The organism is Chelatococcus sp. KU-N122, from assembly GCF_055391085.1.
Map to the genome: position 1 here is coordinate 820,412 of NZ_AP043981.1, position 16,112 is coordinate 836,523.

Genomic DNA, 16,112 nt, shown 5'->3' on the forward strand with positions numbered 1-16,112 from the left:
CGCGAGCGCCCGTGTCCCGTCTCGACAGCTTCATCCGCCGGCTGGTGGCGCAGCGGGCCTGCCTCGAGCGCGCGGCAGCCCTCATCGCCGCCGTGCCCGGCCCCGCCGTCGAGCTGGGGCTCGGCAATGGGCGCAGCTACGACCATTTGCGCCAGATCCTGCCCGAACGGCCCATCTACGTGTTCGAGCGCGCGCCTGCCGCCCATCCCCAGTGCATGCCCGCGCCCGAGTTCCTGATCATCGGCGACTTCGCCGAGACCATGCCCGGCGCCGTGGCGCGCCTGGGAGCGCCGGCCGCCCTCGTGCACGCGGACGTGGGATCCGGCGACGAGCAGGCCAACGCCCGCCTGGCCGCCCGGCTCGGCCCGCTGATCGTGCCGATGCTGGCGGCGGACGGCGTCGTGATCAGCGACCAGCACCTCACGGCCGAGGGCCTGGCGCCGGCGCCGACGCCCAACGAGGCGGACAACGGGCGCTATTATCTCTATCGCCGGGTGGGCGCCTAGAAGCGCTCAGAGCACGGCGATCATTGACAGCCACGGGCATCTGCGGCTACAAGGCACGCTTCAGGCGCGGGGAGACCCGCGCCCGTTGTTTTTCGCGCCTGCGTCAACGTATGCAGGTATCCCAGACCGGAAACGGGCTGCCAAGAAGCCGGCCGGAGCCAAGCGCCTGATCAGGTGTGCTCGAGGCCGGGAAGAACACGGACCAGAACGATGTTCGCAGTCATCAAGACCGGCGGCAAGCAGTATCGCGTTGCCGCCAACGACACCATTACCATCGCCAAGCTCGCCGGCGAGGCGGGCGACGCGGTCTCCTTCGACGTGCTGTTGCTCGCGGGCGACGAGAGCGTCGCCGTCGGCGCGCAGGCAGCCGCGGGCGCCAAGGTCGCCGGCGAGATCGTCCGGCACGGGCGCGACGAGAAGGTGATCGCCTTCAAGAAGCGCCGCCGCCAGAACTCCAAGCGCAAGCGCGGCCACCGCCAGGACCACACGGTCGTGCGCATCACCGGCATCAGCGCCTGAGCCGCGGCCCCCAGCACATAACGGAGACATTCGATGGCTCATAAAAAGGCAGGCGGCTCGTCGCGTAACGGCCGCGATTCCGATGGCCGCCGACTCGGCGTCAAGAAGTTCGGCGGCGAAGCCGTCATTGCCGGCAACATCATCGTGCGCCAGCGCGGCACCAAGGTGCATCCCGGCGTCAACGTCGGCATCGGCAAGGACCATACGCTGTTCGCCCTGACCGAAGGCCGGGTCCGATTCGGCACCAGGCTCGGCCGATCGATCGTATCGATCGAATCGGCCGAGGCGGCCGCAGTCGCCAAAACGGCAGCCGAATAACGGCGCGCGCTCGCACAAAGGCAAGCGTCCGCCGGCATCCCAGCGCCCGGCGGATGAAGCGTCCCAGATCATGTCGTGAGTGATTTGGACCGGTCCGTGACGAGGGAGATGGGGTGCCATCTCCCTTTCGTCATTTTGCGGCATGGGGGTTGCTAGATGCACCCTGCACGTCGCCTGGAGCGGACCCCATGTTCACGCGCGAGACCATCGACGACGGCTTCGTCGTCGCGACCGAGCGGCTGCTGCTGCGCTGGCCGCGTCTGTCGGACGGGCCGGCGATCGAGCGGCTGGCCGGCGATCGCGCCGTCGCCGAGATGACGGCCCTCATCCCCCATCCCTATCCCTCCGGCGCGGCTGCGGCGTTCATCCTGGCGTCCCGGCTCGCCAACGCCGGCGGCACTGGATTGACCCTGGCCATCGTCAGCCGGCGCAAGCCGCGCGAGCTGCTCGGCGCCATCGCCCTGCACGGCTCGCAATCGGGCATGCCGGCCGCGACCGACGGGCCGGTGGAGCCTTTTCTGGGCTTTTGGCTGGGGAGCGACTATTGGGGCCGGGGCCTGGCGACCGAGGCCGCGCGCGCCGTGGTCGACACGGCCTTCGCGCACGCCGACGCCCACGCGGTGACCGCCGAGGCGCGCTCGTCCAACGGCGCCTCGCGCCGCGTCCTCGAGAAGGTGGGTTTTCGGGCCTACGGAACGGCGCTGTCGCTGTTTCCCGCGCGCGGCGGCCTGTTCCCGGTGCACCGCATGCGGCTCACCCGCAGCGCCTGGCATGCCACGCGGGACGGGCGGGCGGATGAAACGCCAGAGGACGCCCTCCGCCCCCATGCCCTGGTGACCAGCTAGCTAGAGCATCGGGCCCAAAAGTGGACGCTGGTCCTGGAGCCGCTCACGGAGGCGGCGGCAGGGCCTCCTCGCGGCCGTCGATCTGCTGCTCACGCACGAAGATCACGAGCCCGGCGGCAATGATCAGGACGGCGCCGGCCAGCGTCGCCAGGCGCGGCGGATCGCCGAACACCAGGTAGCCGAAGATCACCGCCCAGACGATGAGGAGGTACTGGTACGGCACCACCGTGGACGCCGGCGCGATCTTGAGCGAGCGGTTGACGCTCATGTGCGCGGCGAGCGCGATGATGCCGACGCCGCCGAGCAGCAGGAGGTCGCCCGGCGGCGGCGTGACCCAGCCGCCGAACGGCAGCGCCAGCGCGCCGGCGAGGAGCAGGCCGATGTTCGTGCCGGTGACCAGCACCAGGTCGGGCGTACCGCGCAGGTAGCGGGTCAGGATCATCACGCCGGAGAAGATCAGGCTGCCCAGGATGACGATGATCGCGGGCCAGCTGATGCTGGCGCGGGATGGCTCCATGGCGATCACGACGCCGACGAAGCCCGCCGCGACGGCGAGCCAGCGCAGGAGATCGCCTCTCTCGCCCAGCAGCAGGGCGGCCAGGATGGTGACGTAGATCGGGCTCGCCAGATAGAAGGTCACTGCGTCCGCCACCGGCAGATAGATCACGGCGGCGTAGAACAGGACGATCTCGAGCGTGGAGAACAGCGCCCGCACGACCTGCAGGCCGGGCTTCGGCGCCGACCGCCATGGCGCCAGGCCGCCGCGGACGAGCGGCGGCGCAAGGATGGCCATGGCCACGAAGGTCCGGATCAGGATCACCTGGCCGATGCCATAGCTGCCCAGCAGCCATTTCGCCGCCACGTCGTTGATGGCGAACAGGAACACGCCGGCCAGCATGAACAGGATGCCGGTGCCGTGGCCTGAGCGCCGCGAGGCGGCAGTGGACGTCGACGCGGGCGATTGGACTGCCATGGCTTTTCTGGATTATGAGGCTTGCAGGATCGCGAGACTGGGCACATGTGCCGGCCGGATGGCACATCCGATCGGACCAAGGTCCAGGTTCGAGCTTGGGACGCTTCTTCCCGGGCCGGTGTCGCCCACCAGCCCAGGAAGCGCTCTAGCAAGCCGCACGATTGTGGACAATATCCCAGCCTCGCCGCCCTTCGCCGCTGCGGGGCACTTTGCACGCGCTTTGCCGCAGACTTACGAAATGTCATGAAATTCCTCGATCAGGCCAAGATCTATGTCCGCTCCGGCGACGGCGGCGCCGGCTGCGTCTCGTTCCGCCGGGAAAAGTTCATCGAGTTCGGCGGCCCGGACGGCGGCGACGGTGGCCGTGGCGGCGATGTGTGGGTCGAGTGCGTGGAGGGGCTCAACACGCTGATCGACTACCGCTACCAGCAGCACTTCAAGGCCCGGCCCGGCACGCACGGCATGGGCCGCAACCGCGCCGGCGGCAAGGGCGACGACGTCGTCCTCAAGGTTCCGGCGGGGACCGAGGTGCTGGCCGAGGATGGCGAGACCCTGCTCGCCGACCTCACGTCCGTGGGGGAGCGTGTGCGCCTGGCCGCGGGCGGCAACGGCGGCTTCGGCAACGCGCACTTCAAGACCTCGACCAACCAGGCGCCGCGCCGCGCCAATCCGGGTCTCGCCGGCCAGGACATGTGGATCTGGCTCAGGCTGAAGCTCATCGCCGATGCCGGCCTGGTCGGCCTGCCGAACGCAGGCAAGTCCACCTTCCTCGCCACCGTCACGGCGGCGAAGCCGAAGATCGCCGATTATCCGTTCACGACGCTGCACCCCGGGCTCGGTGTCGTCGCCGTCGCCGGTCGCGAATTCGTGTTGGCCGACATCCCCGGCCTGATCGAGGGAGCCCACGAGGGCCTCGGGTTGGGCGATCGCTTTCTCGGCCACATCGAACGCTGCCGCGTGCTGCTGCACCTCGTCGATGGTACGGCCGAGGATGTGGCATCCGCCTACGAGACCGTCCGCGCCGAGCTCGTCGCCTACGGCGCCGGCCTGGCCGAGAAGCCCGAGATCGTCGCCCTGTCCAAGATCGACGCCCTCGACCAGGCGGCCAGGGACGAGCGCTGCGCACAGCTCGAGGCCGCCGCCGGCCAGCCGCCGCTGCTGCTGTCGTCGGCCTCGCGCGAGGGGGTCGACGCCGCGCTGCGGCGCCTGCTGCAGGTCATCGGCGACGCGCGCCGGGACGCCGACGAGACCGAGCCGGCGGACGCCTGGAAGCCGTGACGATCACCGCCGACCGGCGCATCCGGCGGCCGGGCGGGCGGCAAGCCCGTGTGGCAGGGAGCCACTGCGGTTGGCGGAGATGCTCGGCGGGCGATCGTGGCGCTTGCCAAGCGCTGCGCGTTCGGCCACTCATGCCCCGGCGAGCGCCCGTGGGCTCGCCTGATCGACGAGATGTTGCATGATGAACCCCGGCTACCGCGCAGCCTTGCTCTCGTGTCTGGCGCTGGCCGCGGTTATGGGCCTGGCGCACCGCCCGGCCGCTCAGCAGCCCCCCGCCAAGCCCCCTGCCGCGGCGACGCCGGACAAGGCGGCAGCGGCCCCTCAGGCCGGCCAGCCGCCTCAGACCAAGGCGGCCGCTGACCCGGACAAGGTGCTGGCGCGCGTCAATGGCGCGCCGATCACCCAGCGCGATCTCGACATCGCCGCCGAGGATATGGCGGACCGGCTGCCCCGCGTCCCCGAGGAGCAGAAGCGCGACTATCTGCTGAGCTATCTGATCGACCTCACCATCGGCTCTCAAGCCGCGGCCGCGGCCAAGGTCGGCGACACCCCCGACTTCGCCCGCAAGCTCGCCTACAACAGGAACAAGCTGCTGCTCGACGACTACCTGGCGCAGGAGGCCAAGAAGGCGGCGACGCCGGAAGCGGCCCGCAAGATGTACGAGCAGACCGTCAAGGACGTGAAGCCGCAGGAAGAGGTGCGAGCCCGCCACATCCTGGTGGACAGCGAGGACCTGGCCAAGCAGGCCTATGCCAAGATCAAGGCGGGCGAGGACTTCAAGAAGGTCGCCGCCGAGCTGTCCAAGGACCCGGGGTCGGCCAAGGACGGCGGCGAGCTCGGCTGGTTCACCAAAGACCAGATGGTGCCTGAGTTTGCCGAGGTGGCCTTCAAGCTGAAGCCGGGGGATGTCTCCGAACCGGTCAAGAGCCCGTTCGGCTGGCACGTCATCGAGGTGGAGGAGCGCCGCACCAAGCCGGTGCCGACCTTCGACGACGTCAAGAACGAAGTGGAAGCCTACGTCTCGCGCAAGGCGCAGCAGGATCTGATCCTGACCTTGCGCGCCAAGGCGACGATCGAGCGCCTCGATGCGCTGCCCAAGGCCGACTCCGCCAAGCCCGACTCCGTCAAGCCCGACCCCGCCAAGCGCGGCGGCAAGGCGGACGGACCGGAGCCCGCCCCGCCCGCGCCCGCACCAAAGTAACATCTCCCGCGGAGCTGCGGGCCGATCGCACCCCGGGCTCACGGTCGACATTCGTCAAGCACATAGAGGACCGTCGCGGCGTCCGCCGCAGCGGCGAAGGAGTGCCTCATGCCGCCAAGCGTGTCCCCCCTGGCCCCCAAGACCATTCCCGCCATGCCGCCGGTGGCAGGCGTGCGCTTCGCCACCGCGGCGGCCGGCATCCGCTATGCCGGGCGCACCGACGTTCTGCTGGCGCTGTTCGACCGGGGCACCAGCGTCGCCGGCGTGTTGACGCGCTCCAAATGCCCGTCGGCGGCGGTCGATTGGTGCCGGGCCAAGCTGCCGGGCGGCGAGGCGCGGGCGCTCGTGGTCAATTCCGGCAACGCCAACGCCTTCACCGGGCTGAAAGGGCGCAAGGCCGTGGAGCTGACGGCCAAGCTCGCGGCCAAGGCCGCCGCCTGCCGGCCAGGCCAGGTGTTCCTGGCGTCCACCGGCGTCATCGGCGAGCCGCTGGACGCGGACAAGTTCGAGGGCGTGCTCGACACCTGCGCGCAACGGGCGACGGGCGACCACTGGACCGACGCGGCCAAGGCGATCATGACCACGGACACCTTTCCCAAGGTGGCGACCCGCACGGTCTCGCTGGGCGGCGTCGACGTCGTCATCAACGGCATGGCCAAGGGCGCCGGCATGATCGCCCCCGACATGGCGACGATGCTGTCCTTCGTGGCCACCGATGCGCCGATCAGCTCCCCCGTGCTCCAGTCGCTGCTGAAGAAGGGGACGGACCGGTCGTTCAATTGCGTCACCGTCGACGGCGACACCTCGACCTCGGACACGCTGCTGCTGTTTGCGACCGGCGCCGCCGCGGCGCAGGGCGCACCGCTCATCGGCACCGCCGGCGACCGGCGCCTGGCGCCGTTCCGGGCTGCCCTGGACGACCTGCTGCTGGACCTCGCCCAGCAGGTCGCCCGTGACGGCGAAGGCGCCCGCAAGTTCATCGCCGTCACCGTCAAGGGCGCCGGCACCGAGCGCTCGGCGCGTCGCATCGCCTTCTCCATCGCCAACTCGCCCCTGGTGAAGACCGCCGTGGCCGGCGAGGACGCCAACTGGGGCCGTGTCGTCATGGCCGTCGGCAAGGCCGGCGAGCCGGCCGACCGCGACAAGCTGGCCATCTATTTCGGCGACATTCGCGTCGCCAGCCAGGGGGCGCGGGACCCCGACTACAGCGAGGAGCAGACGACGGCCTACATGCGCGGCGATGAGATCGCGATCACCGTCGAGCTCGGCCTCGGCCGCGCTTCGGCCACGGTTTGGACATGCGACCTGACCAAAGAGTACGTCACCATCAACGGAGACTACCGCTCATGATCAGGTCCGTTCTCGCGCCGACGCTGGCGCTCGCCGGCTTGCTGTCGGCAGCCGGCGTGGCCCTCGCGCAGGAGCCGGCGCGGCGCGAGCATCGCGTCATTCGCGTCCAGGGCCACGCCGCGCGCGAGGTCGTGCCCGACGTGGCGAGCCTGTCGCTCGGCGTGACGTCGCGGGCGCCCAAGGCGGGCGATGCGCTGGCAGCCAACGCCGCCGACGCGCAGAAGATCATCGACGTGGCCAAGCGCGCCGGCATCGAGCCCAAGGACATCCAGACCAGCACCGTCAATCTCTCCGAGAACATGCGCAACAAGCGGGATCCTTCGGGGATGGTGTCGCAGGAGCCCGACGGCTTCATCGCCACCAACACCGTGACCGTGCGCGTGCGCGACCTCGGCAAGCTCGGCAGCCTGCTGAGCGACGTCGTCGGCGACGGGGCGAACCGGATCGGCGGCCTGAGCTTCGACGTCGCCAATCGCGACAGGATCGTCGAGGAGCTGCGCGTCGAGGCGGTGGCCGACGCGCGCAGGACCGCCAGCCGGCTGGCCGAGGCGGCGGGTGCCGGCGTCGGCCCGGTCGTCTCGATCACCTATCCGCCGCGCGGCGGCTACCCGACCCCCGAATTCGGCATGATGCGGGGGGCGAAGGCGGCGGTGCCGATCGAGGCCGGGGCCCTCACCATCGCTGCCGATGTGGAGACCGTCTGGTCGCTGCAATAACGTGACGCCGCCATGAAGCTGCTCCTCGTCGTCGCCTGCGCCCTGATCGATGCCGACGGGCGCGTCCTGATCGCACAGCGGCCCGAGGGCAAGGCGATGGCCGGCCTATGGGAGTTCCCGGGGGGCAAGCTCGAAGCGCCCGAGAGCCCGGAACAGGCGCTGATCCGCGAGCTCCGCGAGGAGCTCGGCATCACCGTCAAGGAGCCGTGCCTGGCCCCCTTGACCTTCGCCAGCCACGCGTACGAGCAGTTTCATCTGCTGATGCCGCTCTACGTGTGCCGCCGCTGGGAGGGCACGGCGACGGCGCGCGAGGGGCAGAACCTCAAATGGGTGAAGCCTGGCAAGCTGCGCGACTACCCGATGCCGCCGGCCGATGAGCCGCTGATCGCCCACCTCATCGATCTGAGCTGATCAGAGCAGCCGCTCGAGCACCGCGCGCGACGCATCCGGGATCGGCACGGGGCGACGGCTCTCGCGATCGACGTAGACGTGCACGAAGCGGCCCTGCGCGGCGGGCTTGTCGTCCCCCTGCCGGAAAATGCCGAGCGAATAGCGCACCGACGACGTCCCGAGCTGCGTGATGCGCAAGCCCGCGTCCAGGTGCTCGGGATAGGCGACGCTCTCGAAGAAGACGCAGGCCGTCTCGACGACGAGGCCGATCGGCCCGTCGCCGGTCACCGACAGCAGGCCGTTCTCGATCAGGTAGGCGTTCACCGCGGTGTCGAAATAGTGATAGTAGACCGAGTTGTTGACGTGGCCGTATGCGTCATTGTCGAGCCAACGGGTCTGGATCGGCCGGAACAGGCGAAAGTCGGTGCGGGTCAATCTCGTCTGGCGCTCGGACATACAAATGGACCCGGTCGTGATATCGGCCGGGCTACATGCGCGATTTCATTGGTTTCGACAATGGGCCGAAGGCTGCCGATCTTGACACTCGCCGATACGCCGCGACCGGCGGCTCCGTCCATTTCTCCCCATAACGTCGCTGCGGCGGGCTGATCGGTCGCCGTGCGCTCCTGGCCCAAGACACTGCAATGGGCAGTGCTCGTCCTTGCGTCGGGCGGTTTCGGCCTCGTCCTGCACGCGGCGCAGTTTCCCGCGGCCCTGCTGCTCGGGCCGCTGCTGGGGCCATCTGCGTGGCCGTCGCCGGCGCCCAATTGTCGCTGCCGCGCCCGGCGTTCATCGCCGCACAGGGCATCGTCGGCTGCCTGGTGGCGCGCGCCATCACCGCATCGATCCTGCTGTCGATCGCCAAGGACTGGCCGGCCATGGCGCTGGTCGTGCTGGTCACGGTCATTGCCAGCGGCCTGGTCGGCGCCGCCTTGACCTGGCTCGGCACGTTGCCGGGCACGACCGCCGCCTGGGGCTCGGCTCCCGGCGCCGCGTCCGCCATGGTCGCCATGGGCGAGGCGTTCGGCGCCGATGCCCGGCTGGTCGCCTTCATGCAATATCTGCGCGTCGTCTGCGTCGTGTTCACCGCCTCGTTCGTGTCGCGGCTGCTGCTCGGCGACGAGCCGCTGCCGCCGGCGCATCCCCATGACACGGCTGCCTGGACGGCCCAGATCGGGCCCGTCGCCGTCACCCTGCTCATCGCCTGGCTCGGCGCCTTCATCGGCGCCAAGGCGCGCATTCCCGCCGGCGGCATGCTGGTGCCGCTGGTCGTCGGCGCGGCACTGCATATCGCCGATCTCGTGCCGCTGACGCTGCCGCAGCCCATCCTGGCTTGCGCCTACACGGCCATCGGCTGGTACATCGGCCTGCGTTTCACCCCCAAGGTGCTGCTCCACGCCATCCGCGCCATGCCACAGCTGCTGGTCGCCACCTTCGCCCTCATCGCCCTCTGCGGCGGCTCCGCCGTCGTGCTCAACCTCGTGCTCGGGACGGACCCGCTCACCGCGTTCCTGGCGACGACCCCGGGCGGGCTCGACGCCGTCGCGATCATCGCCGTCGGCACCCATGCCGACGTGCCGCTGGTGCTGGCGGCCCAGACCCTGCGGCTGCTCGCCGTGATCGTCACCGGGCCGCCGCTGGCGCGGCTCATCTCCCGGCTGAGCCGGCCGGCAGCTTCGGACCAGGCGGCCTGATCGCGGCCGGGCGCAGGCGCGCGCGGGTTGAAAGATCTTCATCCGAAGCGCTCCTCGGCCGGGTGATTCGACCCGACAGGCGCCGTCACGCTCAAGTGGTGCGCCACAGCACCGAAATCTTCGCTCCGGCCATGCCACGGTTCGGTCGTGGTCGCGTTTCGGCCGGATTTGGAGCGAACCATCAGGTCATGCTCGCGTTGTCAAACAAGGCGATCCACGGAGTGGAACAGATGACATTCTCGACCCTGAAGTTGACCCTGGGTGCCGCGCTGGCCGCTGGCACCCTGGCGCTCGGCACCATCGCCGCCCCGACCGCAGCCGAAGCCCGGCCTGGCTGGCGCGGTGGTGGCTGGCACGGCGGTGGCTGGCATGGCGGCGGCTGGCGCGGCGGCCCGCGCTACGGCGCCTGGCGCGGCGGTTACGGCAGATATTATGGCGGCTACCGCCGTGGCGGCTGGGGCTATGCCGCTGGCGGCGTGGCGGCCGGCCTGGCGCTCGGCGCCGTGGCGGCCGGTGCCTATCCCGGCTATTATGGCGGCTATGGTGGCTACGGCGGTTGCGCCTGGCAGCCACGGCAGGTGGTCGATCAGTGGGGCAGGGTGTACGTCCAGAACGTTCGCGTCTGCTACTGAGCGATCCGCAATCCGCCGGAGCTTCGTCAGCCGGCGGCCAGCAAGGACGGCGGCGCCAACGCGTGCAGGCGCGGCCGTACCAGCTGAGCTGTATGCCGCAAACCCTTCAAGCGCCTGCCCCCGGCCCGGAGCGGGCGCTCTGCGTTTGAAACGGCCTGTTGTTGGCGACAGGCTTTGCGAGAATAGCCGTTGACAGGAGGGGGAGGCGCCCTTAAACGGGCCCCCTGCTTGCACGCAGGCCCAGGTGGCGGAATTGGTAGACGCGCTGGTTTCAGGTACCAGTCTTGCAAGAGGTGAAGGTTCGAGTCCTTTCCTGGGCACCACGGCACCCTACCAGTGCCTTATCCGCTGAACGGCTCGTTGACCGTTCCCTATCCCATCCGAGGCTATCCCATCTAAGTCAGCTGCCGTCGAGCGAGGCCGGCTTCGGCCGCCGCCCGAATCGGCGCACGCAGAAGCCGCAGGAGCTATTCCGCCAGCGGCGGAGCTGATGCCATCGGCGAGGCGGCCGGCGATGCCATCGCCGGAGAGCGGCGACGCGCCCGGCCCGGCTTGAACCGCAGGCAGGGCTGCTCGACGAGGTACCACGACAACGTCGCCGGCACCGTGGCCAGCACCAGCGAGAGCAGGACCATGGTCCATGGCCCGACGCCGTTGCCGGACAGCAGGCCGATCGTCTGCTGGATCGGGAAGCTGTAGAGGAAGATGCCGTAGGAGATGTCCAATCCCTTCGGCAGGATAGACAGCCGCGGGCCGGCGCCGAACGCCAGCGTGGCGTACGGCAGCACGACGATCAGCAGCAGTTCCTTGACCGGCGCGCTGGTCTCCAGCGTCGCGAGCGCCATCAGCATGGCGAAGCCGGCGTAGATGTTGAGGATCCGCTCGCCCAGGACGGCGATGGCCATGCCGACGATGAAGTAGGGCATCAGGCCGAGCGCGTTGATCGCGTTGGTGGCATACACCACCCAGACGGCGTCCGGCGGCGACACGCGGACGCGCCAGACGGCGAAGAGCGCAAACGCCACCGCGACCGCGGCGAGCGCCCGCGGCCGCCGGCCGACGGCGAGCAGCAGCAGCGGCGCGACCAGGTACATGGCGAATTCGACCGGCAGGCTCCACAGGTTGCCGTTGACGACGTTGGGGTAGGCGTTGGCCGCAAACAGCCCCGGCAGGGAAAAATTGATATAAAGCAGTATGTTGTTGAAATAGCCCCAGGTGAAGGGGTGCCGGAAGTAGTCGGCCAGGGGCAACGGAGTGAGCGCCGGGCCGAGGAGGAAGACGGACAGGACGACGACGGCGATCAGGGCCGGAAAGATGCGCAGCGCCCGCCGCTCCAGGTAGCGGGCCAGGTTCGGATCCCGCAGCCAGCTCAGCGAAATCAGGTAGCCGCTGATCGAGAAGAAGATCTTGACGCCGATCGTCGAGACGGCGTTGACCGCAAAGCCCGGCACCGGCGCCCCGGCCAGGATGAAGCCGTGCCCGTAGACGACGAGCGCCGCGCCGAACAAGCGCAGCAGCTCGAAATTGTTGTCACGTGGAGCCAATCAGGCGCCCCCCTGTCTTCTGATCGCCACGGCGGGCGGCACGCCACCTGTTCGGGGCGCGGGCCGCGTGCCAGCATCGTCGCGTCGCCGGCCTCAGCTCGCGCGCGCCCGGCCATCAGGCCGCCATCAACTTAAAGTTATATGGTCAAGTTATCGCTTCGAACATCTGACCTATACGCAATTGGCCGGCGGCCATTTGTCCCCGCTACTATTCTAAGGTCAACCGTATCCGAAAATTTCTTGCCGTCCCCTACGGCATCAGGCGGGAGAAAGCTGCCTCGCCGGGCCTGCACCAGGCGCTTCCCACGAAGCGGTTTGCACCGGCGCCGGAATCGTGCAAGCGACGGAAAGCGGGCGCATGGCGCGCCCTCAGCCTGAGCGAAGCAGCCTCATGACGATTCGTCTTCACCGCGGCGACCTGCCGCCCGACATCTCGTTCGGCGCCTCGGTCGCCATCGACACCGAGACCCTCGGCCTCAATCCCCTGCGTGACCGGCTGTGCGTCGTGCAGCTGTCGGGCGGCGACGGTAATGCCGAGGTGGTGCAGATCCTGCGCGGCGCGCCGCCCCCGGACAACCTGCTGCGCCTGCTGGCCGATCCCGGCGTGCTGAAGATCTTCCACTATGCCCGCTTCGACCTCGGCGTCCTGCGCCACGCCTTCGGCCTCATGGCGACACCGGTGTATTGCACCAAGATCGCGTCGCGCCTGACCCGCACCTACACCGACCGGCATGGCTTGAAGGACCTGACCCGCGAGCTGCTGGGCATCGACCTGTCAAAGCAGCAGCAGTCCTCCGACTGGGGCGCCGACCAGCTGAGCGAGGCGCAGGTGGCGTACGCTGCCTCCGACGTCCTGCATCTGCATGCGCTCAAGGCCAGGCTTGACGAGATGCTGGCCCGCGAGGGCCGCACGGCCCTGGCCGAAGCCTGCTTCACGTTCCTTCCCGCCCGCGCCGAGCTCGACCTGCTGGGCTGGCAGGAGCAGGACATTTTCGCCCACAGCTGAGCCGGCTGCCGCCGGCATTGCATTCGGCTCGACCGCCCCTATCTGCAGGCGGGCCGTCGCGGCACGGCGCGTGCGGCTACCATTGATTCACCAGCGCGCCGTAGAATGCCCCGTCGCGACCGCAGATTGGGGGCATTCAAAATTGCTCGGTAGCATGTAAGATCGCCGGGGCGGGCGAACGCGCGGCAGCGCCGATGGAGATGCGGAACGGCAGATGAGCGAGAGCACGTGGGCCCCGGATAGCGATCCCGCATGGGAGCCGCCGCGCAGCGCCGGCGGCGGCCGAGGCAGGCCGGATGCCTATACGGCGGCCGCGCATCATTCGGGATACGTGCGTCTGCTTCGGCGGATCATTCCGATCGGCTCCGCCGTCGCCGTGGCGCTGCTGATCCTCATCAGCTTCTTCAATCCCTTCGGTGGGCTGAAGGGAATCAGCATGGGGCCGATCTCCATGACGGGGACCAAGGTGACGATGGAGCAGCCCAAGCTCACGGGCTTCCGCAAGGACAACAAGCCCTACGAGGTCACGGCCGTCGCCGCCGCCCAGGACGTGCGCAAGCCCAACGTCGTCGAGCTGCAGCAGATCACGGCGCGGCTCGGCATGGACAGCGACAGCGCCGCCCATCTGGAGGCCGAGACGGGCATCTACGACATGAAGGCGGAGCAGTTGAAGCTGGCGGGCGCCATCAAGGTGAAGACCGATTCCGGCTATCACGCCCTGCTCAGCTCCGCTCAGGTCGACTTCAAAGGTGGCGGCGTCGTCACCCACGAGCCGATCAAGATCACCCTGGCCGACGGCAGCACCGTCGACGCCAACTCCATGGATCTGCGCGACAACGGCAAGCGCATCGCTTTCGAGGGCCAGGTCCGCACAGTGCTGTTCATGAATGATGCGGACAAGCCGAAGGACCGCAAGCCCGGCGGCCACGAGCCGGCGGCCAGTGCCGCTGCGGCAGGAGAGGCGAGATGACCATGCGTTCCCTCGCCGTCCTGGCCGTCGCCGCCGCCCTGGCCCTGCCCGGCGGAGCCGCCCTGGCACAAGCCACCAGCAAGCCCGCCAAGGCCGGAACGAGCTCCGGTTCGCCGCTCGGCGGCTTGGGCGGCCTCGGCAACAGCAGCAAGGAGCCGATCAAGATCGATTCCGATCGGCTCGACGTCTTCGACAAAGATAAGAAGGCGGTCTTTTCCGGCAACGTCGTCGCCGTGCAGGGCGAGACCACCATGCGCTGCTCCACCTTGACGGTGTTCTACGAGCAAAGCGCCGCATCCCAGCAGGGCGGCAAGCCGGCCGCCGCACCCGCCCCCAAGCCCGCGGCCGCTGCCCCGAAGCCGGCGGCCGGCGGCGCCGACAACGGCGTTCGCAGGCTCGATTGCGCCGGCCCGGTGACGGTCATCTCCAAGGACCAGATCGCCACTGCCGACAGCGCCAGCTACGACAAGGCGGCCAACAAGGTCGTTCTCAACGGCAACGCCAAGCTGAGCCAGGGGCCGAACGTCACCACCGGCGACAGCGTCGTCTACGACCTGAACACCAGCCAGGCAACGGTCGTCAACAAGCCGGGGGAGCGCGTGAAGGCGTTGCTGGTGCCCGGCAGCGATCAACAGCCGGGCCAGCCCAAGGCGAAGAAGCCCGACGGGAAGAGCGCTGCGACCAACTAGAGCATGATCCCAAAAAGTGGACGCCGGTTTTTGGAAAAGATCATGCTCAGAGAACGACGTGGAGCGGGATGATGATTCGAAGAAAAATCATCCCGCTCTATGGCATCGCCCCGACGTAGGCCCCGCTTTGGGGTGACACCGATACCAAGGCAAAGAATGGTGCGGCAGTTCCGAGCGCATCGAGGCGTCCACCGCTCCGGAGCATCGGACAGGGCAGCCCGGACCCGGCGACGGCTCCTGTTGCAGGCCCGATGGCAGTCGTCTAAGCAGCATCTCGAAGCTGGGGTGGGGGCGGAAGGCATAACGCGAGCACGGCCCAGGTGAAGAGCCAACTCACGTCCAGGCGGCAGGCCCGCCAGTTGCGACGCGACGTCGTCGCCGACGACCAATACGGCCCGGATGTCGACTATATCCCCGACGTGGACGACGATCCCGGGGACGACGCAGCTGCGGCATACGCGCGCGCGCCGGCTTACCAGGAGCCGAAGCGACGGCCCCTGCTCGCGCGGCTGGCGCAGGAGGTGCAGCGACGGCTGCCCGCCCGCCGCCCGTCGCCCGCCACACTGGCAGCTGCCGGGCCCGATCCCTCCGTGCTCGTCGGAGACCTGCCGCCGGAGCCCGTGAGCTTCGGCGCCACCGGCGTGCTCGCCGTGCGGGGGCTGCAGAAGAGCTATGGCGGCCGGACGGTGGTCAAGGACGCCGCCCTCAACGTTCGCAACGGCGAGGCGGTGGGCCTCCTCGGCCCCAACGGCGCGGGCAAGACGACGATCTTCTACATGATCACCGGGCTGGTGGCCGCCGATCGCGGCGTCATCAGCCTGGACGGCCACGACATCACCCGCCTGCCCATGTACCGGCGCGCGCGCCTGGGCATCGGCTATCTACCCCAGGAAGCGTCGATCTTCCGCGGCCTCAACGTCGAGGACAACATCCGCGCGGTGCTGGAGGTGACACAGCCCGACCGTGCCGCGCGCGAGCGTGAGCTCGACCAGTTGCTGGAGGAGTTCCATATCGCGCGGTTGCGCAAGGCGCCGTCGATCGCCTTGTCCGGCGGCGAGCGGCGGCGTTGCGAGATCGCGCGGGCGCTCGCCGGCCGGCCGTCGTTCATGCTGCTGGACGAACCCTTCGCGGGCATCGATCCGATCGCCGTCGGCGACATCCAGGATCTCGTCCGCCAGTTGACCCGACGCGGCATCGGCGTGCTCATTACCGACCATAACGTCCGCGAAACGCTGGGCCTCGTGGACCGCGCCTACATCATCCATTCCGGCCAGGTGCTGATGGAGGGCCGCGCCGAGGATGTGATCGCCAATCCGGATGTCCGGCGCCTCTACCTGGGCGAGGACTTCCGCCTTTAAGGGCCCGCGCGCCGCGCCGTGCAAAGATCGGTCCGTCCAGCCCCAATGCTTTGACGCAACGCACAAAGGGGGCTACAACACCAAACCGGGGGACAAGCAAGACCTGTGCCGAGTAGCACAGAC

Annotated in this window: 18 protein-coding genes and 1 tRNA gene; 16 read left to right on the plus strand and 3 right to left on the minus strand. The window is 69.1% G+C overall.

Annotated elements, in window-relative coordinates; all coding sequences use genetic code 11:
• Positions 1 to 11 precede the first annotated feature (11 nt).
• The 4 genes from ACZ5PO_RS03695 to ACZ5PO_RS03710 all read left to right on the plus strand — a co-directional run bounded on the left by ACZ5PO_RS03695 (position 12) and on the right by ACZ5PO_RS03710 (position 2,188).
• Complete coding sequence (locus ACZ5PO_RS03695; protein ID WP_464190385.1) at positions 12 to 506, plus strand: class I SAM-dependent methyltransferase; 495 nt, start codon at positions 12 to 14, stop codon at positions 504 to 506.
• A 210-nt stretch (positions 507 to 716) separates the two neighbouring features.
• Positions 717 to 1,025, plus strand: coding sequence for a 50S ribosomal protein L21 (rplU, locus tag ACZ5PO_RS03700; RefSeq protein ID WP_464190387.1), 309 nt, complete (start codon positions 717 to 719; stop codon positions 1,023 to 1,025).
• Between the two features lie 33 nt (positions 1,026 to 1,058).
• Positions 1,059 to 1,343, plus strand: a complete 285-nt coding sequence (gene rpmA / locus ACZ5PO_RS03705; RefSeq protein WP_464190389.1) for a 50S ribosomal protein L27 — start codon at positions 1,059 to 1,061, stop codon at positions 1,341 to 1,343.
• A gap of 188 nt (positions 1,344 to 1,531) precedes the next feature.
• Complete coding sequence (locus ACZ5PO_RS03710) at positions 1,532 to 2,188, plus strand: GNAT family N-acetyltransferase (RefSeq protein ID WP_464190391.1); 657 nt, start codon at positions 1,532 to 1,534, stop codon at positions 2,186 to 2,188.
• Positions 2,189 to 2,231: 43 nt separating this feature from the next.
• Here ACZ5PO_RS03710 and ACZ5PO_RS03715 read toward each other — a convergent pair whose 3' ends face one another.
• Positions 2,232 to 3,161, minus strand: coding sequence for a DMT family transporter (locus ACZ5PO_RS03715; protein WP_464190393.1), 930 nt, complete (start codon positions 3,159 to 3,161; stop codon positions 2,232 to 2,234).
• Between the two features lie 243 nt (positions 3,162 to 3,404).
• On the opposite strand from ACZ5PO_RS03715, the gene obgE reads away from it, so the two are divergent.
• From obgE to mutT, 5 genes are all read left to right on the plus strand, one after another.
• Positions 3,405 to 4,439, plus strand: a complete 1,035-nt coding sequence (obgE, locus tag ACZ5PO_RS03720) for a GTPase ObgE (RefSeq protein WP_464190395.1) — start codon at positions 3,405 to 3,407, stop codon at positions 4,437 to 4,439.
• A 178-nt stretch (positions 4,440 to 4,617) separates the two neighbouring features.
• Positions 4,618 to 5,640, plus strand: coding sequence for a peptidylprolyl isomerase (locus ACZ5PO_RS03725; protein WP_464190397.1), 1,023 nt, complete (start codon positions 4,618 to 4,620; stop codon positions 5,638 to 5,640).
• Between the two features lie 108 nt (positions 5,641 to 5,748).
• A complete protein-coding gene (argJ, locus tag ACZ5PO_RS03730; protein WP_464190399.1) occupies positions 5,749 to 6,990 on the plus strand; it encodes a bifunctional glutamate N-acetyltransferase/amino-acid acetyltransferase ArgJ in 1,242 nt (413 codons plus the stop codon).
• On the plus strand, positions 6,987 to 7,706 hold the full coding sequence (locus ACZ5PO_RS03735; protein WP_464190401.1) for an SIMPL domain-containing protein: 720 nt from the start codon (positions 6,987 to 6,989) through the stop codon (positions 7,704 to 7,706). The genes argJ and ACZ5PO_RS03735 overlap by 4 nt, the downstream gene beginning before the upstream one ends.
• 12 nt (positions 7,707 to 7,718) lie before the next feature.
• On the plus strand, positions 7,719 to 8,117 hold the full coding sequence (gene mutT, locus ACZ5PO_RS03740; protein WP_464190403.1) for an 8-oxo-dGTP diphosphatase MutT: 399 nt from the start codon (positions 7,719 to 7,721) through the stop codon (positions 8,115 to 8,117).
• Here the strand turns inward: mutT and ACZ5PO_RS03745 are convergent, their stop codons facing one another.
• Positions 8,118 to 8,531, minus strand: a complete 414-nt coding sequence (locus tag ACZ5PO_RS03745) for an acyl-CoA thioesterase (protein ID WP_464190405.1) — start codon at positions 8,529 to 8,531, stop codon at positions 8,118 to 8,120.
• Positions 8,532 to 8,842: 311 nt separating this feature from the next.
• Between ACZ5PO_RS03745 and ACZ5PO_RS03750 the strand changes: the two genes are divergently transcribed.
• The 3 genes from ACZ5PO_RS03750 to ACZ5PO_RS03760 all read left to right on the plus strand — a co-directional run bounded on the left by ACZ5PO_RS03750 (position 8,843) and on the right by ACZ5PO_RS03760 (position 10,745).
• Positions 8,843 to 9,790: an AbrB family transcriptional regulator gene (locus ACZ5PO_RS03750; RefSeq protein ID WP_464190407.1), complete on the plus strand. Its 948-nt coding sequence runs from the start codon at positions 8,843 to 8,845 to the stop codon at positions 9,788 to 9,790.
• A gap of 230 nt (positions 9,791 to 10,020) precedes the next feature.
• Positions 10,021 to 10,422, plus strand: a complete 402-nt coding sequence (locus tag ACZ5PO_RS03755) for a hypothetical protein (RefSeq protein ID WP_464190409.1) — start codon at positions 10,021 to 10,023, stop codon at positions 10,420 to 10,422.
• A gap of 238 nt (positions 10,423 to 10,660) precedes the next feature.
• Positions 10,661 to 10,745, plus strand: a tRNA-Leu gene (locus ACZ5PO_RS03760).
• Between the two features lie 144 nt (positions 10,746 to 10,889).
• On the opposite strand, the gene ACZ5PO_RS03765 is transcribed toward ACZ5PO_RS03760, so the two are convergent.
• Positions 10,890 to 11,966 (minus strand): acyltransferase family protein, encoded by a 1,077-nt coding sequence (locus ACZ5PO_RS03765; protein ID WP_464190411.1) that lies wholly within the window; start codon positions 11,964 to 11,966, stop codon positions 10,890 to 10,892.
• Positions 11,967 to 12,357: 391 nt separating this feature from the next.
• On the opposite strand from ACZ5PO_RS03765, the gene ACZ5PO_RS03770 reads away from it, so the two are divergent.
• From ACZ5PO_RS03770 to lptB, 4 genes are all read left to right on the plus strand, one after another.
• Positions 12,358 to 12,972 carry a ribonuclease D gene (locus tag ACZ5PO_RS03770; protein ID WP_464190413.1) on the plus strand — a complete coding sequence of 205 codons (615 nt, stop codon included), beginning with the start codon at positions 12,358 to 12,360 and terminating at the stop codon, positions 12,970 to 12,972.
• A 214-nt stretch (positions 12,973 to 13,186) separates the two neighbouring features.
• The gene (gene lptC / locus ACZ5PO_RS03775; protein WP_464190415.1) at positions 13,187 to 13,942 is read left to right on the plus strand and encodes an LPS export ABC transporter periplasmic protein LptC; all 756 of its coding nucleotides are present in this window, start codon (positions 13,187 to 13,189) and stop codon (positions 13,940 to 13,942) included.
• Positions 13,939 to 14,631: an LptA/OstA family protein gene (locus tag ACZ5PO_RS03780; protein ID WP_464190417.1), complete on the plus strand. Its 693-nt coding sequence runs from the start codon at positions 13,939 to 13,941 to the stop codon at positions 14,629 to 14,631. The genes lptC and ACZ5PO_RS03780 overlap by 4 nt, the downstream gene beginning before the upstream one ends.
• A 563-nt stretch (positions 14,632 to 15,194) precedes the next feature.
• The gene (lptB, locus tag ACZ5PO_RS03785; protein WP_464196650.1) at positions 15,195 to 15,989 is read left to right on the plus strand and encodes an LPS export ABC transporter ATP-binding protein; all 795 of its coding nucleotides are present in this window, start codon (positions 15,195 to 15,197) and stop codon (positions 15,987 to 15,989) included.
• Positions 15,990 to 16,112 lie beyond the last annotated feature (123 nt).